The 19,443-nt window shown below is 67.0% G+C and carries 20 protein-coding genes; 14 read left to right on the top strand and 6 right to left on the bottom strand.

Annotated features, from left to right (window positions below; genetic code table 11):
- Window positions 1-186: 186 nt before the first annotated feature.
- Window positions 187-1,686, bottom strand: coding sequence for a cryptochrome/photolyase family protein (locus tag KHY18_RS11830; RefSeq protein WP_213299763.1), 1,500 nt, complete (start codon window positions 1,684-1,686; stop codon window positions 187-189).
- A 22-nt stretch (window positions 1,687-1,708) separates the two neighbouring features.
- Here KHY18_RS11830 and KHY18_RS11825 point away from each other — a divergent pair, with 22 nt between their 5' ends.
- The 10 genes from KHY18_RS11825 (at window position 1,709) to KHY18_RS11780 (ending at window position 10,391) form a co-directional block, all read left to right on the top strand.
- Window positions 1,709-2,308, top strand: a complete 600-nt coding sequence (locus KHY18_RS11825) for a YqgE/AlgH family protein (RefSeq protein ID WP_213299760.1) — start codon at window positions 1,709-1,711, stop codon at window positions 2,306-2,308.
- On the top strand, window positions 2,305-2,784 hold the full coding sequence (gene ruvX, locus KHY18_RS11820; protein WP_213299757.1) for a Holliday junction resolvase RuvX: 480 nt from the start codon (window positions 2,305-2,307) through the stop codon (window positions 2,782-2,784). Before KHY18_RS11825 ends, ruvX begins: the two co-directional genes overlap by 4 nt.
- Window positions 2,781-3,308 carry a bifunctional pyr operon transcriptional regulator/uracil phosphoribosyltransferase PyrR gene (pyrR, locus tag KHY18_RS11815; RefSeq protein WP_213299754.1) on the top strand — a complete coding sequence of 176 codons (528 nt, stop codon included), beginning with the start codon at window positions 2,781-2,783 and terminating at the stop codon, window positions 3,306-3,308. Before ruvX ends, pyrR begins: the two co-directional genes overlap by 4 nt.
- Window positions 3,309-3,310: 2 nt before the next feature.
- Window positions 3,311-4,273 (top strand): aspartate carbamoyltransferase catalytic subunit, encoded by a 963-nt coding sequence (locus KHY18_RS11810; RefSeq protein ID WP_213299751.1) that lies wholly within the window; start codon window positions 3,311-3,313, stop codon window positions 4,271-4,273.
- A gap of 7 nt (window positions 4,274-4,280) precedes the next feature.
- Window positions 4,281-5,576 carry a dihydroorotase gene (locus KHY18_RS11805; protein WP_213299748.1) on the top strand — a complete coding sequence of 432 codons (1,296 nt, stop codon included), beginning with the start codon at window positions 4,281-4,283 and terminating at the stop codon, window positions 5,574-5,576.
- A gap of 10 nt (window positions 5,577-5,586) precedes the next feature.
- On the top strand, window positions 5,587-6,324 hold the full coding sequence (locus tag KHY18_RS11800; protein ID WP_213299829.1) for a lysophospholipid acyltransferase family protein: 738 nt from the start codon (window positions 5,587-5,589) through the stop codon (window positions 6,322-6,324).
- A gap of 127 nt (window positions 6,325-6,451) precedes the next feature.
- A complete protein-coding gene (locus KHY18_RS11795) occupies window positions 6,452-7,471 on the top strand; it encodes an amino acid ABC transporter substrate-binding protein (RefSeq protein WP_213299745.1) in 1,020 nt (339 codons plus the stop codon).
- Window positions 7,468-8,514 (top strand): amino acid ABC transporter permease, encoded by a 1,047-nt coding sequence (locus KHY18_RS11790; protein WP_213299742.1) that lies wholly within the window; start codon window positions 7,468-7,470, stop codon window positions 8,512-8,514. The genes KHY18_RS11795 and KHY18_RS11790 overlap by 4 nt, the downstream gene beginning before the upstream one ends.
- A 2-nt stretch (window positions 8,515-8,516) precedes the next feature.
- Window positions 8,517-9,617 (top strand): amino acid ABC transporter permease, encoded by a 1,101-nt coding sequence (locus KHY18_RS11785; RefSeq protein ID WP_502768758.1) that lies wholly within the window; start codon window positions 8,517-8,519, stop codon window positions 9,615-9,617.
- Between the two features lie 12 nt (window positions 9,618-9,629).
- Entirely contained in the window at window positions 9,630-10,391 is a 762-nt protein-coding gene (locus KHY18_RS11780; protein WP_283771321.1) for an amino acid ABC transporter ATP-binding protein, read from the top strand.
- Window positions 10,392-10,490: 99 nt separating this feature from the next.
- Here KHY18_RS11780 and KHY18_RS11775 read toward each other — a convergent pair whose 3' ends face one another.
- Both KHY18_RS11775 and KHY18_RS11770 read right to left on the bottom strand, forming a co-directional pair.
- Entirely contained in the window at window positions 10,491-10,895 is a 405-nt protein-coding gene (locus tag KHY18_RS11775) for a GIY-YIG nuclease family protein (protein WP_249729075.1), read from the bottom strand.
- 24 nt (window positions 10,896-10,919) lie between these two features.
- Window positions 10,920-11,987, bottom strand: a complete 1,068-nt coding sequence (locus KHY18_RS11770; RefSeq protein WP_213299736.1) for an ABC transporter ATP-binding protein — start codon at window positions 11,985-11,987, stop codon at window positions 10,920-10,922.
- A gap of 101 nt (window positions 11,988-12,088) precedes the next feature.
- Between KHY18_RS11770 and KHY18_RS11765 the strand changes: the two genes are divergently transcribed.
- The 4 genes from KHY18_RS11765 to KHY18_RS11750 are packed head-to-tail and all read left to right on the top strand — an operon-like array spanning window position 12,089 to window position 16,374.
- On the top strand, window positions 12,089-13,717 hold the full coding sequence (locus KHY18_RS11765; protein ID WP_502768769.1) for an ABC transporter permease: 1,629 nt from the start codon (window positions 12,089-12,091) through the stop codon (window positions 13,715-13,717).
- Window positions 13,718-13,740: 23 nt separating this feature from the next.
- Window positions 13,741-14,127 carry an arsenate reductase (glutaredoxin) gene (gene arsC, locus KHY18_RS11760; protein WP_213299731.1) on the top strand — a complete coding sequence of 129 codons (387 nt, stop codon included), beginning with the start codon at window positions 13,741-13,743 and terminating at the stop codon, window positions 14,125-14,127.
- On the top strand, window positions 14,124-14,855 hold the full coding sequence (locus tag KHY18_RS11755; protein ID WP_213299728.1) for a prephenate dehydratase domain-containing protein: 732 nt from the start codon (window positions 14,124-14,126) through the stop codon (window positions 14,853-14,855). Before arsC ends, KHY18_RS11755 begins: the two co-directional genes overlap by 4 nt.
- 46 nt (window positions 14,856-14,901) lie before the next feature.
- A complete protein-coding gene (locus tag KHY18_RS11750) occupies window positions 14,902-16,374 on the top strand; it encodes a phospholipase D-like domain-containing protein (protein ID WP_249729073.1) in 1,473 nt (490 codons plus the stop codon).
- Between the two features lie 12 nt (window positions 16,375-16,386).
- On the opposite strand, the gene KHY18_RS11745 is transcribed toward KHY18_RS11750, so the two are convergent.
- The 3 genes from KHY18_RS11745 to KHY18_RS11735 are packed head-to-tail and all read right to left on the bottom strand — an operon-like array spanning window position 16,387 to window position 19,390.
- Window positions 16,387-16,773, bottom strand: a complete 387-nt coding sequence (locus tag KHY18_RS11745) for a type III secretion system chaperone (RefSeq protein WP_213299725.1) — start codon at window positions 16,771-16,773, stop codon at window positions 16,387-16,389.
- 13 nt (window positions 16,774-16,786) lie between these two features.
- The gene (locus tag KHY18_RS11740; protein WP_213299722.1) at window positions 16,787-17,281 is read right to left on the bottom strand and encodes a type III secretion system chaperone; all 495 of its coding nucleotides are present in this window, start codon (window positions 17,279-17,281) and stop codon (window positions 16,787-16,789) included.
- A 33-nt stretch (window positions 17,282-17,314) separates the two neighbouring features.
- Window positions 17,315-19,390 (bottom strand): hypothetical protein, encoded by a 2,076-nt coding sequence (locus tag KHY18_RS11735; RefSeq protein ID WP_213299719.1) that lies wholly within the window; start codon window positions 19,388-19,390, stop codon window positions 17,315-17,317.
- Window positions 19,391-19,443: the final 53 nt, after the last annotated feature.

Below are 19,443 nucleotides of genomic sequence, written 5' to 3'. Positions count from 1 at the left end.
GAGAACCGTTCGTGGTGAGCCTGTCGAACCATGAACGGCCCGTCCTCTGCCTTGAGCGCAGGCCGTTCATCCTTCGACGGGCTCAGGACGAACGGGGGTCGAGGCCCGCTGTTTCTTTTTGATGCCTTGCGAGACCTCGACTCGCTTACCCCGCTCAGGACGAGCGGGGCTCGGATTCTCTGCTGTTTATTGAGAGTCCACGGCCCCTTTGACCACGCTGAAGCGTCGCAACGTCCTGTCCCTTGCCTCGGCATGGTCCACCAGCGGGCGCGGGTAGCTTGAAGCGCCCAGGGCTTGGCCCGCATCGACCAGCGACACACCCGCCGCCGCCAGTTCCAGCGGCCCGGCCTTCCACGGCGCGTGGATCAGCTTGTCGGGCAGGGCGGCCAGCTGCGGCACATAGCGGCGGATAAAGCGGCCCACGCCATCGAACTTTTCGCTCTGGCTGATGGGGTTGAAGATGCGGAAGTAGGGCTGGGCATCGCAGCCTGTGGACGCTGCCCATTGCCAGCCGCCGTTGTTCGCGGCCAGATCGAAATCGTTGAGGTGTTCGGCGAAATACTGCTCGCCCCAGCGCCAGTCGAGGCCCAGGTCTTTCACCAGAAAGCTCGCCACCACCATGCGCAGCCGGTTGTGCATGTAGCCGGTCTGGTTGATCTGCGCCATGGCCGCGTCGACCAGCGGATAGCCCGTGCGGCCTTCGCACCAGGCGGCGAACAGGCGCTTTGCCTCGGCACCGCTTTCCCAGACGATGGCGTCGTAGGCGGGCTTGAAGGCCTGGGTCACCACGCGCGGGTGGTGGGCCAGGATCTGGTGGTAGAAATCGCGCCACACCAGCTCGCTGAGCCACACGGCCGCGCCAGGACTCTGGTTCTGTGACGATTCGGTCCAGGCCAGGCGCGCGAGTTCGCGTATCGAGACCGTGCCGAAGCGCAGGTGCACGCCCAGATAGCTGGGGCCCTTGATGGCGGGAAAGTCGCGCGTGTCGCCGTATTGCGCCAGCCGCGGCAGGAAGTCGGCGAGCAGCTGGGCCGCGCCTTCGCTGCCCGTGGGCAGTGCCAGCTGCGGCAGATTGGTCGGCTCGAAGCCGATTTCGGCGAGCGTGGGCAGGCGCTCGCCCGTGGGCCGGGGCGCGAGGTGGGCCGCGTAGCGCTCGACGGGGTAAGACGACAGATAGAACGCATTGAGCTTGCGCAGCCAGGCATTCTTGTAGGGCGTGAACACGCTGAACGGCGCACCGGCGAGCGTCAGCACTTCGTCGCGCTCGAAGATCACATGGTCCTTGTAGGTGTGCAGCGCCGCGCCCTGCGCCTGCAGCAGGCCGCGCACGCGCGCATCGCGCGCCAGCGACTGGGGCTCGTCATCGTGGTTGGCGAAGACTGCCGTCGCGCCCAGTTGCTGGGCCAGCCGCGGAATCTCCTCTTCGGCCAGGCCCTGGCGCACGATCAGGCCGGCGTCTTCATGGCCGCACAGCGCGCGCAACTGTGCATCGACCGACTCCAGACTGCCCTGGATGAACTCGACGCGCCGGTCGGCGCGCGGCAGCGGCGAAAGGATGGCGTCGTCGAAAAGAAAGACGCAATGCACCTGCGCGCAGCCGCGCAAGGCATGAAAAAGGGCGGCGTGGTCGCGCGTGCGCAGGTCGCGTCGCAACCAGACCAAGCCCACAGGTCCCGAAAGTGCCATGGTTCACCGTTAAAATCAAAGAATGCCCGCTGATTCTGCGCCTATCAACTTGACGCACCATTTTCTGATCGCCATGCCCGGCGTCGAAGATGAGTCTTTTTCGCGCAGCGTGGTGTACCTGTGCGAGCACAGTGAGCGTGGCGCTCTGGGCTTGATCATCAACAAGCCCATGCCATTGAGCCTTGAAGGCCTGCTCGACAAGATCGACCTTTCCCTCGGACGTGAAGACCTGCGCACCGACATGGTGTACCGGGGAGGCCCGGTGCAGACCGACCGGGGCTTCGTGCTGCACGACGCTTTCCTTGCCGAAGGCATCGTCGCCGAAGAATCCATTTATGCCTCGACCATGACCATCCCCGGAGGCCTCGAAATGACGACCTCCAAGGATGTGCTCGAGGCGCTGTCCAATGGCGCCGGCCCGCGCCGCGTGTTTGTCTCGCTGGGCTATGCCTCGTGGGGCGAAGGCCAGCTCGAATCCGAGCTGTCCGAAAACACCTGGCTCACGGTGGGCGCCGACGTGGGGCTGATTTTCGAAGCCCCTGTGGCCGAGCGCTATGACCGCGCGCTGGCGCTGCTGGGCCTGCAGGCCTGGTCGCTGTCCCCGGAAGTGGGGCACGCATGAGCGATTCTCCCGATACGGTGCCAGCGGCACCGTCGCCCGCGCGCGCCTCCACGGATGCGCCGCTGCGCGCCGCCGTGGTCGTGCCCGCGCATTTCCAGAGTTTCCTGGCCTTCGACTTCGGCACCAAGCGCACGGGCGTGGCCACGGGCAGCCGCATGATGGGTCTGACGACTCCGCAGGCGACGATCAAGGCCGAAGGCGCCGATGCGCGCATGCTGCAGGTGGCGGCGCGCATCAAGGAATTCCAGCCCGATGCGCTGGTGATCGGTGTGCCTTACCACCCCGACGGCGCGGCCCACGAGAACACCGCGCGCGCGCTCAAGTTCGGCCGCCAGCTGCGCGGGCGCTTCGGCCTGCAGGTGTTCGAAGTCGACGAGCGCTACAGCACGACCGAAGCCTTGTCGGGCGGCGCGCGCGACGCCGATGCCGCGTCGGCCTGCATCATTCTTGAACAGTTTCTGAGGAGTCTTCCATGAACGATCCCATCGCCGGCGGCGCCGGCAGCGGCAGCCTGGTGCTAGACGCCGAGGCGCTGTACCGTGAACTGCTGCGCGGCGTGCGCAGCCTCATGGGAGCGTCGACGCGCCTGGCGGGCATCACTTCGGGCGGCGCCTGGCTGGTCGAACGCCTGCACAAGGACCTGAATCTTCCCGGCACGCCCAGCGTGCTGTCTTCGGCGCTGCACCGCGACGACTTCGCGCAGCGCGGCATGGCCACCAGCGCCCAGACGCAGATCGACTTCGACGTCAACGGCGCCGACATCCTGGTGCTCGACGACGTGCTCTACACGGGCCGCACCATCCGCGCCGTGCTCAACGAACTCTACGACTACGGCCGGCCCGACTGCGTGCGCCTGGCCGTGCTGGTCGATCGCGGCGGCCGCGAGCTGCCCATCCAGGCCGACTTCGCCGCGGCGCGCATCGCGCTGCCGGCCGCCCAGGCATTGGCGCTGGCGCGCGACGACCAGGGACGCTTCCATTTCCGCATCCAAGAGGCCTGACCGTGTTGTACAAGCGCAATCCCCAGCTCAACAAGAACGGTGAGTTGATTCACCTGCTGTCGACCGAAGGCCTGTCCAAGGACATCCTGACGCACATTCTCGACACCGCCGCCAACTTTGTGAGCGTCAACGACCGCGAAGTCAAGAAGGTGCCGTTGCTGCGCGGCAAGAGCGTGTTCAACCTGTTCTTCGAGAACAGCACGCGCACGCGCACCACGTTCGAGATCGCCGCCAAGCGGCTGTCGGCCGACGTGTTCAATCTCGACATCGCGCGCAGCTCGGCGAGCAAGGGTGAGTCGCTGCTCGACACCATCGCCAACCTGTCGGCCATGGCCGCCGACATCTTCGTCGTGCGCCACAGCGAGTCGGGTGCGCCTTACCTCGTGGCCCAGCATGTCGCGCCGCACGTGCATGTGGTCAACGCCGGTGACGGCCGCCATGCCCACCCCACGCAGGGGCTGCTGGACATGTACACGATACGCCACTACAAGAAGGACTTCTCCAACCTGCGCGTGGCCATCGTCGGCGATGTGCTGCACTCGCGTGTGGCGCGCTCCGACATCCACGCCCTGACCACGCTGGGCGCGGCCGAAGTGCGCGTCGTCGGCCCGCGCACGCTGGTGCCGGCCGAACTGGCGCAGATGGGCGTGCGTGTGTTCCACACGCTCGAAGAAGGCATTCGCGACGCCGACGTGATCATCATGCTGCGCCTGCAGAACGAACGCATGACCGGCGCGCTGCTGCCGTCGAGCCAGGAATATTTCAAGGCCTTCGGTCTCACCGCCGAGAAGCTGCGCCTGGCCAAGCCCGACGCCATCGTGATGCACCCCGGGCCCATCAACCGCGGCGTCGAGATCGATTCCGAAGTGGTCGATGGCCCGCAGGCCGTGATCCTGTCGCAGGTCTCGTTCGGCATCGCCGTGCGCATGGCCGTCATGTCCATCGTTGCCGGCAATGAAGCCTGAAGACACCATGAAACTCTTGATCCAGAACGGCCGCGTCATCGACCCGGCCCGCGGTTTTGACCAGGTCTGCGACATCGCCATCGACGCCGGCAGCATCGCCGCCATCGGCACCTCGCCCGAAGGCTTCACGCCCGATCGCGTGATCGACGCCAAGGGCAGCTGGGTGCTGCCCGGTCTGGTCGACCTGGCCGTGCGCCTGCGCGAGCCCGGCCACGAGCATGAAGGCATGCTGGAGAGCGAAATGGCGGCCAGCGTCGCCGGCGGCGTGACCAGCCTGGTCTGCCCGCCCGACACCGACCCCGTGCTCGACGAGCAAGGCCTGGTCGAGATGCTCAAGTTCCGCGCCGAGAAGCTGCACCAGTCGCGTTTGTTCCCGCTGGGCGCGCTCACGCGCGGCCTGGCCGGCGAAGTGCTGACCGAAATGAACGAGCTGACCGAGTCGGGCTGCGTGGGCTTCGGCCAGGCCGATGTGCCGCTGGCCAGCACGCAGACGCTGCAGCGCGCGCTGCAATACGCCGCGACCTACGGCTACACGGTCTGGCTGCGCCCGCAGGAAATGCACCTGGGCAAGGGCGTTGCCGCAAGCGGCCCGCTGGCCACGCGCATGGGTCTGTCGGGCGTGCCCGTGTCGGCCGAGACGATTGCGCTGCACACGATCTTCGAGCTGATTCGCGGCACGGCCGCGCGCGTTCACCTGTGCCGCCTGTCGAGCGCCGCCGGTGTCGAGCTGGTGCGCCGCGCCAAGGCCGAAGGCCTGAGCGTCACGGCCGACGTGAGCATCAATTCGCTGCACCTGACCGACACCGACATCGGCTACTTCGACAGCAGCGCGCGGCTGAACCCGCCGCTGCGCCAGCAGCGCGACCGCGATGCGCTGTCGGCTGCGCTGGCCGACGGCACGATCGATGCGCTGGTGTCCGATCACACGCCCGTCGATGACGACGCCAAGGTGCTGCCGTTCGCCGAAGCCGAACCCGGCGCGACCGGCGTCGAGCTGCTGCTGTCGCTGGCCGTCAAATGGTCGCAGGCGCAGGAAGTGCCGCTGGCGCGCGCCATCGAAGTCGTCACGGCCGCGCCCGCGCGCGTGCTGGGCACGGCGCTGGGCGAGTTGCAGTCGCAGATCGGCCAGCTGCAGGTGGGCGGCGCCGCCGACCTGTGCATCGTCGATCCCGAAACCCATTGGGAAGTCTCGCCCGCCGCGCTGGTGAGCCAGGGCAAGTGCACGCCGTTCGGCGGCTACGAGCTGCCGGCCCGTGTGCGCTGCACGCTGGTCGCCGGGCGCATTGCGTTCGAGCGTGGCTGAGTCTGGCTGGGTGCGGCGCGGCCGCGCCGGCGCACGCCTGCTGCGCCTCGCAGGCCATCTGCTGCATGGGCTGTGGATCATCTCCACGCGCTTTGCGCGCCTGTCGGTGGAGCAGCGCAACGCCCATGTCCAGGCCTGGGCGCGCGGCCTGCTGCCGCGCGTGGGCGTCGAATTACAGGTGCACGGCACGCCGCCGGCCAACGGCCCGGTGCTGCTGGTCGCCAATCATCTGTCGTGGCTCGACATTCCGGTGCTGCATGCGGCGCGCCACTGCCGCTTCATCTCCAAGGCCGATGTCGCGTCCTGGCCCGTGCTGGGCACGCTGGCACGCGCCGCGGGCACGCTCTACATCGATCGCAACTCGCGCCGCGACACGCTGCGCATGGTGAACGTCATGGTCCAGGCGCTGGAACAGCGCGATGTGCTGGCCGTGTTCCCCGAAGGCACGACCGGCGAAGGCCGCGAATTGCTGCCGTTTCGCGCCAACCTGATCGAAGCCGCGCTGCAGTCGGGCGCGCCCGTGCAGCCGCTGGGCCTGCGCTTCATCGACCCGGCGACGGGCGAAGACAGCGAAGCCCCGATCTACGCGGGCGATACGCCGCTATGGGTTTCGCTGTGGCGCACGCTCAGCGCGCCGGCGATCATTGCGCGGGTGGGCTACGGCCAGGCGCAGACGGCAGACGGCCGCGACCGCCGCACCTGGGCACGCGACTTGCAAGCCGAAGTCGACCGTCTGCGGCGCGCTTAGTCGTTTTTCGCGCATAGGGGTCGCGGAAAACCGCGATAACCTAGAGGCTTGAAGACCCGGCGCAGCGCGCAGCACTTGCGTTACCCTGCGCGCTGGTCTTTTTCACATCACAGCTACAGGTGCATCCATGAAAATTTCCCGTTTATCCCTGCTGGCCCTGGCGCTGGCCGCGGTGACTACGGCCCATGCGGGCAAGACGCTAGACACCATCAAGCAACGCGACCAGATCAGCATAGGCATCAGCAGCGGCGTGCCCGGTTTCTCGGCCGCCGACAGCAAGGGCCAGTGGAGCGGTCTGGATGTGGACGTGGGCAAGGCGATCGCCGCGGCGCTGCTGGGCGATGCCAACAAAGTGAAGTGGGTGCCGCTGGTTTCGCAACAGCGCTTCACCGCGCTGCAGTCGGGCGAAGTCGATGTGCTGTCGCGCAATACCTCGGTCACGCTGACGCGCGATGCGTCCATGGGCCTGGCGTTCACCGCCGTGGTGTTCTATGACGGCCAGGGCTTCATGGTGCCGGCCAAGACCAAGGTCACAAGCGCCAAGCAGCTCAAGGGCGCGACCGTCTGCGTGCAGGCCGGAACGACCTCCGAGAAGAACATGACCGACTTCTCGCGCATCCACAAGCTCAACCTCAAGCCCGTGGTGTTCGACAAGTTCGACGCCGCCAACGCCGCCTACTTCGCGGGCCGCTGCCAGGCCTACACGACCGACGCGTCGGGCCTGGCCTCGGTGCGCGCCAAGGAAGCCAAGGATTCGAAGGAACACGTCATTCTCACGGACCTGATTTCCAAGGAGCCGCTGGGCCCGTTGGTGCGCCGTGGCGATGACGAATGGCTGGCCGTGGTGCGCTGGGTCGTGCACGGTCTGGTCGAAGCCGAAGAGAACGGCATCACCCAGGCGAACGTCGACAAGCTCAAGACCGAGACCACCGACCCGACCATAGGCCGCCTGCTGGGCAAGACCGAAGACACAGGCAAGCTGCTGGGCCTGGACAAGGAATGGCTGGTGCGCGCGATCAAGGCCGTGGGCAACTACGGCGAAATCTACGAGCGCAACGTCGGCGAAAAGACGCCGGTCGGCCTGGCCCGGGGCAAGAACAAGCTCTGGACCGACGGCGGCCTGATGTACGCCCTGCCGGTGCGATGAGCGAAAAGCGTGCGGCAGCGTTGATTCCCGCGCGGCCTGCGCCGGCGCGCCCGCGCGCGGGCTGGTCGTGGCACCACCCCGCGACGCGCGCGCGCGTCTGGCAGTTGCTGGCGCTGCTGGGCGTGGTGGCTTTGCTGGGCTGGCTGGTCTACAACACCCAGGCCAACATGGCCGCGCGCGGCATACGCAGCGGCTGGGACTTTCTGGGCCAGACCGCGGGCTTCGACATCGGCGAACAGCCGATCGCGTTCGAGTCCACCGACACCTACTGGCGCGCGTTTCTCGTCGGCCTGCTCAACACGCTGCGCGTGGCCTTGGCCGGCATCGTGCTCAGCACATTGCTGGGCGCGCTGGTCGGAGTGGGGCGCTTCTCGCGCAACCTGCCGGTGCGCGCGCTGTGCCGCGGCTATGTCGAAGTGTTCCGCAATGTGCCGCTGCTGGTGCAACTGCTGGTCTGGTATCTGCTGCTGGTCGAATACCTGCCCGACACCACCGAAGCCTGGACCTGGGGGCAATCGGTGTTTCTCAGCAAGTCGGGGCTGGTGCTGCCGTTTCCGCAGCATGGCACCGAAGGCTGGCACTGGAGCGTTCCGGCCATCGACGGCTTTGCCATCGACGGCGGCGCCGCGCTGTCGCCCGAATTTCTCGCGGTGCTCGCGGGCCTGACGTTCTACACCGCGGCCTTTATCGCCGAAGTCGTGCGCGCCGGCATCGCCGCCGTGCCGCGCGGCCAGATCGAAGCCGCGCAAAGCATTGCGCTGAGCCGCTGGCAGACGCTGCGCCTGGTCACCGGGCCGCAGGCGCTGCGCGTGATGGCGCCGCCGCTGACCAATCAGTACCTGAACCTGACCAAGAATTCCTCGCTGGCCGTGGCCGTGGGCTACCCCGATCTGGTGTCCATCGCCAACACCAGCCTCAACCAGACCGGCCGCGCGCTCGAGTGCATCGCCATCGTGATGGCGGTCTATCTCACGCTGTCGCTGGCGACGGCGCTGCTGATGAGCCGGCTCGACCAGCGCGATCTCGCGCGGCAGGAGCCATGAGCATGCAGCCCTCAGAAATGATTGCGGCGCGCACCGCGCCGCCGCGCGTTGGCGGACTGCGCGCCTGGGTGCGGCGCGAACTGTTCGGCAGCTGGGTCAGCACGCTGACCACGCTGGCGCTGCTCGCCTGGGCGCTGTGGGCGCTGCCCGGTGCGCTCGACTGGTTGTTGTGGCGCGCCGTCTGGCAGGCCGACGCCGACGCCTGCCAGGCCGCGCGCGGCGTGGGCGCCTGCTGGGGCGTGATCACCGAAAAACACCGGCTGATCCTGCTGGGCCGCTACCCGCTCGAAGAGCAATGGCGCCCGGTGCTGGCCACGGCGCTGCTGCTGGTGCTGGTGATCGCCAGCGGCGTGCGCCAGTTCTGGACGCGCTGGCTGGTGCTCGCCTGGGTGCTGGTCTGGGCCGTGTTCTTCGCGCTGATGCTGGGCGGCGTTGCCGGCCTGGCCGAAGTGCCCACCGAGCGCTGGGGCGGGCTGCCGCTGACGCTGATGCTGACCACGCTGTCGATCGTGCTGGCCTGCCCGCTCGCGGTGGCACTGGCGCTGGGCCGGCGCTCGCGCATGCCCGCGATACGCGGCCTGTGCGCGCTGTTCATCGAGCTGGTGCGCGGCGTGCCGCTGATCTCGGTGCTGTTCATGGCGAGCTTTCTGTTTCCGCTGTTCCTGCCCGTGGGCGCGACGCCCGACGTGCTGATTCGCGTGCTGCTGGGCATCTCGCTGTTTGCCGCCGCGTATCTGGCCGAGACCGTGCGCGCGGGCCTGCAGTCGGTTCCCCAGGGCCAGCTCGAAGCCGCGAACAGCATAGGTCTTTCGTGGTGGCAGACGCAGCGCCTGGTGGTGCTGCCCCAGGCGCTGGGCGCCGTGGTGCCGGGGCTGATGAACAGCTTCATCTCGATCTTCAAGGACAGCTCGCTGATCACCATCGTGAGCCTCTACGAGCTCACCGGATCGCTGGGCCTGGCACTCAGCGGCGATCCCGAGTGGCGCCCGTTCATGGTGGAGGGCTATCTGTTCATCACCGCCATCTATTTTGTGGTCTGCGCGGCCATGTCACGCTACAGCCTCTGGGTCGAGCAGCGGCATGCGCGCGGCCTGGCCCGTTGAAAGAAGAGCTGCATGCCAGACACTCCCATGGTCCGCTTCGAGCGCCTGAACAAATGGTTCGGCCGCGACTTCCATGTGCTGCGCGACATCGATCTTGACATCGCGCGCGGTGAACGCCTCGTGGTCTGCGGCCCGTCGGGCTCGGGCAAGTCGACGCTGATTCGCTGCATCAATGCGCTCGAACCTTTCCAGGAAGGCGGGCTGTCCGTGGGCGGCATCGCGCTGGCCGTCGAAGGCCGCGAAGACCTGCGCGCGGTGCAGCAGGTGCGCCGCAGCGTGGGCATGGTGTTCCAGCAGTTCAATCTGTTTCCGCACCTGAGCGTGCTCGACAATTTGACGCTCGCGCCGCGCAACGTCGGCAAGGTGCCGCGCGCCGAGGCCGAAGCCCAGGCGCTGGCCCAGCTCGAGCGCGTGCATATTGGCGAGCAGGCGCACAAGTTTCCGCAGCAGCTTTCGGGCGGCCAGCAGCAGCGCGTGGCGATCGCGCGCGCGCTGTGCCTGTCGCCGCAGATCCTGCTGTTCGACGAGCCCACATCGGCGCTGGACCCGGAAATGGTGCACGAAGTGCTCGACGTGATGGTCGAGCTCGCGGGCCAGGGCATCACCATGGTCTGCGTGACCCACGAAATGGAGTTCGCGCGCTCGGTTGCCGATCGCGTGGTGTTCATGGACCAGGGGCAGATCATCGAGCAGGCGGCGCCGGATGCGTTCTTTTCCAATCCGCAGAGTGAGCGGGCTCGGCAGTTTTTGGATAAGTTGCTGGGGCGGAAGTAGGTCTTGTTTAGGGTTTGCCAGTCGCAGGCTGCGCCCTGAAACGCCCTTCGACAAGCTCAGGGCGAACGGGGTGGCGAGGTCGAGGTCAAGCGAGCGGGCTCAACCGTCCCCGTTCGTCCTGAGTCCTGAGCCTGCCGAAGGATCGAAGGATGAACGTCCCAACCTCGAGACTTCGTCCCAGTCCCCGCGAATCATTGCTTCTTTTTTCGCGCGACTCCAGCCTTTGATGCGCCGCTCAGCCGCAAGCGCTTCTTCCCGCGTGGCAACTTCCTGCGCAAACACCAGCTCGACAGGTCGCCGAAGAAACGTATAGCAACTAGGAAAAGCGCCAGACAGATGCTGCGTGATCCGCTGCTCGAGCGCATCGGTATGCCCGGTGTAATAACTGCCGTCATGGCAGCGCAGCATGTAGACCCAGAAGCCCATGGGGTTCTCCGTTTTGCCCTTCGACAAGCTCAGGGCGAACGGGATAGTCCCCCGTTCGTGGTGAGCTTGTCGAACCATGAACGGCCTGCCCTCAGACAGGCGCTACTTTTCCCTAGGAAACGCCACCACATGCTCCATCGCCAGCGCCATCCCCACCCACTCCCCAATCTCATGGTTGTGGTGGCTGGGCACATGGGCCATCACGGTCTGGCCGCTGGTCAGGCGCATGGTGTAGAGGAACTCCGAACCGCGAAATGACTTGCGCACGATCTGCGCCTTGACCGGCGAATCGTCGACATGCACCACGTCGTCGGCGCGCAGCAGTACGTCGCATTCGCCGTCGGGGTAGCTCGCGGGCAGCGGGCATTCGGCCAGGTCGCTGAGTTCGCCCAGCGGAGTCTGCGCGACCACGCCGTTTTCGCGCATCACCAGGCGCGCGGGCAGGAAGACGCCGTGGCCTATGAAGTCGGCGACAAAGCGTGTCGCGGGCCGGTGGTAGAGCGTGTAGGCGTCGTCCCATTGGTGCAGCTCGCCGTGGTTCATCACGCCGATCACGTCGCCGATGGCGAACGCTTCGAGCTGGTCGTGGGTCACGAACAGCGCGGTGGCGCCCGCGGCCTTGAGAATGGAGCGCACTTCGTGCGCCAGGCGCTCGCGCAGGTCGACGTCGAGGTTGGAGAACGGTTCGTCGAGCAGCATCAGCTGCGGGCGCGGCGCGAGCGCGCGCGCCAGCGCGACGCGCTGCTGCTGGCCGCCCGACAGCTCGTGCGGAAAGCGCGCGGCGCTGCCTTCGAGGCCCACCAGGGTCAGCACTTCGGCGACGCGCGCCGCCTGTTCGCTCTTGCGCAGCGTGTGAATGCCGAACGCGACGTTCGCGCCCACGCTCAGATGCGGGAACAGCGCGTAGTCCTGGAACACCATGCCTATGCGCCGCTGCTCGGGCGGCAGCGAGACCGTGGCGCTGCTGACGATCTGGTCCTGCAAACGGATTTCGCCGCTGCTCACGGGCTCGAGCCCGGCCACGGCGCGCAGCAAGGTGGTCTTGCCGCAGCCCGAGGGGCCGATCAGCACGCCGATGTCACCGGCGTTCAGATTCAATGAAACGCCCTGGACGGCGGCCTGCGGGCGGCCGGCATAGCGCACCCCGAGTTGGGAGACCTTGAGAAACATTCCTCGATTGTAGGTCGGTGCAAATGCTTAGAATTCGCATTTGCGCGAAAGGCCCTGGCCGCCGCCGCACCTCCTGTGCCTCACTCCCCCAGCCGAGCTTTATCTTGCGCCGCATCACTCTTGCCTATCGTTCCCTGCCCCTGATCCTGCTGGCGCTGCTGCTCACCTTGCCGGTGCTGGCGGTGTTCGCGGCCTGGCTGCCCTGGGGCGGCGCCGATGCCCAGGCCGGGCCCATATTGCGCGAGATGGCCTCTACGGTGCTGCCCGGTTATGTCTGGACCACGGTCTGGCTGGGCCTGATGGTGGCGCTGGGCGCGGCCGTGGTCGGCACGGTGGCCGCGGCCACGGTCACTCTGTTCGACTTCGCGGGCCGACGCACGCTCGAATGGCTGCTGCTGCTGCCGCTGGCCATGCCGGCCTATGTCACGGCCTATGCCTATACCGACTTCCTGCAATTCAGCGGCCCGCTGCAGGTCTGGCTGCGCGAGGCCTATGGCCTCGAAGGCCGGCTGCTGCCCGAAGTGCGCAGCCTGGGCGGCGCGGTCTGGGTGTTCATCTTCTCGCTCTATCCCTATGTCTACCTGCTCGCGCGCACGGCGCTGGGCGAGCGCGCCGCGCACCTGATGGAAGCCGCGCGCCTGCTGGGCGCGCCGCTGCGCCGGCGCATTCTCACGGTGGCGCTGCCGCTGGCCCGCCCGGCCGTGGCCGCGGGCGTGGCGCTGGTGCTGATGGAAACGCTGGCCGACTTCGGTGTCGCCAGCTATTTCGGCATACAGACGTTCACCACGGGCATCTACAAGGCCTGGCTGTCGATGGACAACCGCATTGCCGCGGCCCAGCTCGCGACCTTTTTGCTGGTGCTGGTCGTGGTGCTGCTGCAGGTCGAAGTGCGCGCCCAGCGCCGCATGCGTTTCGTCACCAGCGGCGTGGGTCGCGCGGGCTCGGCCGAAGCCCAGCCGCTGCGTCTGCGCGGCTGGCATGCCGGCGCGGCCTGGCTGATCTGCCTGCTGCCGGTGCTGATGGGTTTTGTCGCTCCCGTGGTGTTCATGCTGCGCCCACTCGCGGCCGACTGGTCGGTCCTGCCCTGGTCGCGCTTTCTCGAATGGGCCTGGAACAGCGTGCGCCTGGGTGGCATCACTGCCGTGCTGGCGGTGGCGATCGCGCTGGCGCTGGCCTTCGCCGTGCGCCGCCGCCCCGACGCGCTCACGCGCGGCGTGGTGCAGCTCGCCAGCCTGGGCTATGCCGTGCCCGGCGCAGTGATCGTCGTCGGCCTGCTGCTGCCCGTGGGCTGGCTGCAGGCGGCCGCGCCCGACTGGGGCCTGGCCTCGGTGATCACGGCCACGGCCACGGGCATTGTCTGGGCGTATCTGGTGCGCTTTTGCGCGGTCGCGCTGCAGTCCATGCAAAGCGGCTACGCGCGCATTCCCGTGAGCTTCGATGATTCGGCGCGCATGCTGGGCACGGGCAGCTGGGGGCTGATGGCGCGCGTGCACTGGCCGTTGCTCAAGCGCTCCACGGCCGCGGCCGCGCTGCTGGTGTTCGTCGACGTGATGAAGGAGCTGCCCGCAACCATGGTGCTGCGGCCGTTCAACAGCGACACGCTGGCCGTGGTCGCCTATCAATTGGCGCGTGACGAGCGCCTGGGCGAAGCCGCCTTGCCTTCGCTGGCCCTGGTCGCCGTGGGCCTGGTGCCGGTGATCATGCTCAGCCGTACGCTGCGCTCGAAGTGACGGGCGCTGGGTAAACTGGAGCCATGAGCCAGAACCCTTCTTCCCCCACCAGCGATTTCCCGGTCACGATCTATCACAACAGCCGCTGCAGCAATTCGCGCGGCGCGCTGGCGCTGATACGCGAGCGCGGCATAGAGCCGACCATCGTCGATTACATCGCGCAGCCGCTCGATGCCGCGGCGCTCACGGCGCTGATCGAAAAACTGCAGCTGCCGGTGCGCGATCTGCTGCGCAGCAAGGAAGCGGTCTACGCCGAACTGCAGCTCGATGCGCCCGCGGTCACCGACGCCCAGCTGATCGCCGCCGTCGCGGCCCATCCTGTGCTGCTCAATCGGCCCATCGTGGTCACGCCGCGTGGCGCGGCGCTGTGCCGCCCGCCCGAGAAAGTGCTGGCGCTGCTGCCGGAATGACCGCCGGTACCGCGCCCGGCGTCTATTCGCGCTGGCCCGATGCGCTGCGCGCGGCCGGCCAGCGCCTGGCGTATCTCGGCCCGCCCGGCACCTGGACCCACCAGGCCTGCCTGCAGTGGCGCGACGCCGCACAGCTGCGGCCCGGCCCCGAACTGCTGGCCATGGCCGCGGACGAAGCTTTGCAGGCGCTGGTGCAGGGCCGGGTCGATGCGGTCTGCCTGCCCGTGAGCACGCGCCTCGTCGGCGCCACGCCTTATATGCCGCAAGTGCTGGCGACGCTGGAAAACGCCTGGCGTCCGGACAGCGCCCAGGTGCTGCAGGTCGTGGGCGAATGCCGGCTGCAGTTGGGCTACAGCCTGATGGCCAGGCGCGGCATCACGCTGGCCCAGTTGCAGGCGGTCTGTGCCCACCCCGTGGCGCTGCAGGAGGCCGGACCCTGGTTGCGCGAGCATTTGCCTCAACTGGCATTGCAGCCGAGCACCTCGGCCGGCGCCGCGGCCCAGGCCGTCGCGGCGGCAGACGATCAGGCGCTGGCCTGCCTGGGCCCGGCGCTCGCGGCCACGCTGCACGGGCTTGCGGTGCTTCAGGACGGCATAGAGCAGGGCCCGCACAACGAGACCCGCTGGTGGCTGATCGCCGGCGCCGCGCAGCCGGCCACCACCATCGATGCCCGGCGGCCCTGGCTGGGCCCGTTCGCGCTGGCGCACGCCGCGGTCGGGGTGCTGTAGGGACAGGGACCGGCGTGCGCAAAGCGACAGCCGCTATGCTGGGGGCATGGACCTGCTGACCTTTCATATGACCACGCTGGCGCTGCTCTCGGGCCTGGGCCACAGCATCGTGGTCATCGCCAGTCTTCTTGTCTACATGGTGGCCACGCGCATAGGCCAGCAGCGTCGCCACCCGTCTGCCGCGCTCGCCTGGGTCGTGGCCATGATCGCGTTTCCCTATGGCGCGTTGCCGCTGTTCCTGCTGATCGGCAGCCGCAAGTTCCTGCGACCGGTGCAGCGCCATCCCGCCGCGCTGCCGGCGCCGCAGGCCTGGGGCGACCAGGGCTATCCCGGCGACGGCAGCGAAGGCGCGGGCGCAGCGCCGCCCGAATGGGTGGCGCGCCTGCTGCGCGCGCTCGATCTGCCCGAAGCCATGCGCAACACGCGGGTCGAATTCCAGTCGAGCGGTGAAGAGGCGCTCACGGCGCTGCTCAAGACGATAGACAGTGCGCACGATCAACTGGTGCTCAGCACCTATGTGCTGGCCGCCGACGCCACGGGCGAGCAGGTGGCCCAGGCCCTGCAGCGCTGCGTGGCGCGCGGCGTGCGCGTGCGCGTGCTGATCGACGCCATCGGCAGCCTGCAGACACCGCGCACGCTGCTGCGTGACTGGCGCGGCATGGGCATCGTGGTGCGGCGTTTCATGCCGCTGCTGCACAACCCGCTGTACGGCCGGCTCAATCTGCGCAACCACCGCAAACTCGTGGTCGCCGACGGCCATTTGCTGTGGAGCGGCGGGCGCAATCTGGCCGATGAGTACTTCGTCGGCAAGAACGGCGCGCCGCCCTGGGTCGACCTGGGCTTTGTCGTCGAAGGCCCGCTGGCGGCGCAGGCGCTGGCGCAGTTCGACACCGACTGGCGCGCCGCGCCGGGCCGGATTCACCGCAAGAAGCACCGCGCGCCCGCCGTCGTGCGGCCTGCGGCGCTGCCGCCCGCGCCGGGCCAGACCTGGACGCAGTGGATTCCCAGCGGTCCGGATCACGCCGACGACACGCTGCACGCACTGCTGCTGTCGGCCGCGTTCCAGGCGCGCGAAAGCATTGTTGCGGTGACGCCGTATTTCGTTCCCGACGATGCGCTGCTCGCGGCCTGGACCCTGGCCTGCAGGCGCGGCGTGCGTTTGCGTCTGCTGCTGCCGCGGCGCTCCAACCACCGCCTGGCCGACTGGGCGCGCGAGCGCGCGCTGCGCCAGCTGGCCCAGGCCGGCGCCGAAATCCACCTGCTGCCGGGCATGCTGCACGCCAAGTGCGTGTTGATCGATGGCGAATGGGCACTCAGCGGCTCCTTGAACCTGGACGCGCGCAGCCTGTTCCTGAACTACGAAGCCATGACCGCGTTCTACGGCCAGGCCGAAGTGCAGTGGCTGCAGGAGTGGCACGAGGCGTTGCTGGCCGGCGCCGACCCCTATGTCCCGCGTCGCCCGTCCTGGCCGCGCGATATTTTCGAAGGCATGGTGCGTACCGTCGGCTTCCAGCTCTGAGAACGCCGGATTTCAGCGTTGCAGTTCCTGCGCGACTTCGATGGTGTTGCGGATGTCGCGCGTGAGGCGCGACAGGCTCGCTGCTTCGCTGGCCAGCCGGCGCCACAGCGACAGCACACCCGTGGTCGGATCTATGCCCACGGCCGCGCCGCGCAGGTTCTGGCCGACGAAAGCCGCACAAAGAACATCATGGGCTTCCTGCCGGTCCATTTCTGCCGCCTCGGTATCCAGGGGGACGATGATCACGACGTCGTCGCGTTCTTCGTCCCAGGCCAGGACCACGGCGGGGCTGCCGTCGGGCTCGATCACGCAAGTGATGCCGCTGTCTAGCCGGGGTGAAGGCAATCGGGCGGACTGGCAGTAGCTGTGTACCAATCCGGCAAAGTCGAGAGTGGACATGTTTTTGCGCGGCTCAGGCCATATGGGTTGGATGGAGGAAGGACGTATTCTGTGTCTGTGCCTTGAGCTCGTCCGCGGATGGCGGAGCGGCTTGCGCCGGGGCTGCCAGCAGGGCGGCCCAATGCTCCGCCGCAGTCACAAAAGCCGTGAGCCAGTGGGTCAGAATTTCGCTGTTCAGCGCATTGAGATCCAGCCGTAGCCGCAGCAGAGCGCGCTCGCCGCTCTCGTTGGTGCACAGCGCGCCGCCCGCCAGCGCGCTCCAGCCGCTGTTGGCGACCAGCATTTGCTGATGGAGGGCGTGCCGGTCATTGACTGGCAGCTGCCCCAGGTCGGCCATCAGCAGCAGCACGTTTGCATCTTCCTGGTAGAGCTGCAGATGCAGCAATGCGCCGTCGAGCTGTATCCGGCCCTGGCCGGCTTCATCGAAAAGCAGCGCCTGGTCCAGGCCGAAGGCCTGGGCCAGCACCTCCTGAGGCGAGTAGGGTTGAGACGGGGCGATGGCGTTCATGAGGGCTTCCAGTGAAAGAGTGAAGGGCGGCGATCAGCCGTGCTTGTACTGCATGATCTGGCTGTAGCTCAGTGCCGACTGCGCCTGCAGTATTTGGCTTGTGGGCACGCTCAGCGTGATCGCGCCGGCGCCGTCCGTCGTGAAGGCCGGCAATGACTGACCGGTGGTCTTGCCTCTGAAGTCATTGAGCGTCTCGAGCATTTTCCTGGCCTCGGCGGGCTTGCCGTTGAACGTGAATACGACGTTGTCGCCGTTCTGATGCACATCCCAGGCCTTGCGATCCTCGGGTTTCTGCACATGCGGGATGTTCAGGCGTATGCCGTCTTTCTTGCCTTTGGCCGTGCCCACCGTGGTGGAGGTGAGTTTTTCCAGGCCATCGAGCAGGTTGAGGGTCTGATCGCGGTAGTTGCGCTTGAGCGCCGGGTCGCTGTCGACCTCCGCGCCAAACTGGTAGTTGTCGACGGCCAGGCGACTCGAAAAGGTCTTCAGGATGTCGTCCCTGCGGCCTATGTATTGCGCCTGGGTGTCGAGCAACTGGTTGCGGAAGTTCAGCGCGTCGTTGCCTTGCTCGGGACCGTATTCCTTGGCGTACTCGTCGAACAACGCACTGTCCCGCCCCTGAAGCTGCTGCAGCTGGCGCACGCCTTCCATCTTCTCGGCGAACGTCGATTGGTCGAAGATGCTGAAATTCTTGTAATCCTGCGATGCCAGCGAAGAGGCCGGGTCGAAGGACAGATCGCTTTTCACATCTCCGCGCTTGCTCAGCCGCTTTTCATCGAGCGCGTGACCGGGGTCGATGGCGAAGAACTGATTTTCCACAAACCCCTTGTTGCCGCCCTTGCTGCCCAGGGCGTCGCGGTCGGCAAGCAGCAGCATCATTACTTTCTTGCCGCCCAGGTCGTCTATGCCGGTGTGCAATTGCGGCGGCCCATTGAACTCGCCCGGCGCGTCGGTGGGCAGGCGGCTGTTCTTCACCAGGACGCCGTCTTTGATGTAGACGCTGCCCTTGGCGGCGTTTTTTTCTCCGTCGAAGTCGTTGAAGCCCTGGATGTGCGTGCTGTCGAGCATTACCTTGGGCGTGCCGTCGGCGTAAGTGCTCTTCACCAGGTCCAGCGTCTGGGTTTTCATTCCCAGAACACCCATCAGGTCGTTCGCGAGCTTTTCGTTGACCGCGCCTTGATTGATCTCACGCGGGGAAGTGGATTTCCCCAGCTTGTGCAGTAGATTGCCCAGAACGGGAATGCCGCCCAGTGCCTTGGTCTTGGCATAGGGGATGGTGTAGTTGCCGGAAATCGATTTATTGGCCTCGTAGTAGTCCAGCTTGATGTAATGCTTTTCGGTGAACTTCGGCTGCGTCTCCATCAGGTGCTGCTTGAGTGCCTCATGCACATGCGCCGTTTCGACGGGGCTCTCGTTCTCCACGAGGAGTGCGAGCGCCTGTTCGGCGATGTCGTCCACCAACTGCTTGTCGGTGCACATGTTGAAATTGAGCATGCCTTTTTGCGGGTCCTGCATGCCCTTGAGCAGGTCGGCCCTGGCGGTATCGCCACCGCCCTGCAGCGCTAGCATGTCGACGGCTGCCTTGACCGTTTGTTCCAGAGCCGGACGATGGGGGCCGATGCCGGTCAGCATCTGCTGCGTGATCCACTGCTTGGCCGCGCCATGGAGCGTGTTTCCCGGCTGCCTGAGGTTCGCATCATCTTCGGTGTGCCAGTCCTTGAGCGCGGTGAATCCCGGCTCTACGCCCTTGGTCTTGTCGCCGAGCACTCGATAGCCGTTGAGCACAGTGCCTTGCTCAGCCTTGGCTTGAAAGCGCACACCGTACTGCGGGCCGAACGGTGCCGCCGGCGCCACGTCCTTGCTGCTGGGGGCCGGGGCCGGGCCGGGGCCGGGGCCGGGACCGGTAACGTCGGAAAGGTGGGCGCTGTACTGCGTGCCGAGCGATGCCGGCTGCGAGCCCATGCGCTTGAAAATACTGCTGACGCCGTCAGCGATCTTTTCTGCGACTTTGGCCAGTGCTTTAAAAGGATTGAAAGATGTCCCGGATGTTCCGGATGTTCCGGATGCGCTGGCGAAAGTGGGAGGCGGCCCACCGGAAACACTGCTCATGAATCTTGCTCCTGGGTTGCTGATAGACGCTGCGCGGTGTGAGTTCCAACGTT

The organism is Acidovorax sp. CCYZU-2555 (assembly GCF_018413525.1).
Taxonomy (GTDB): Bacteria; Pseudomonadota; Gammaproteobacteria; order Burkholderiales; family Burkholderiaceae_C; genus Comamonas.
Note: the sequence above shows the minus strand (reverse complement) of the source record. Positions and strands in the feature narration are given on the sequence as shown.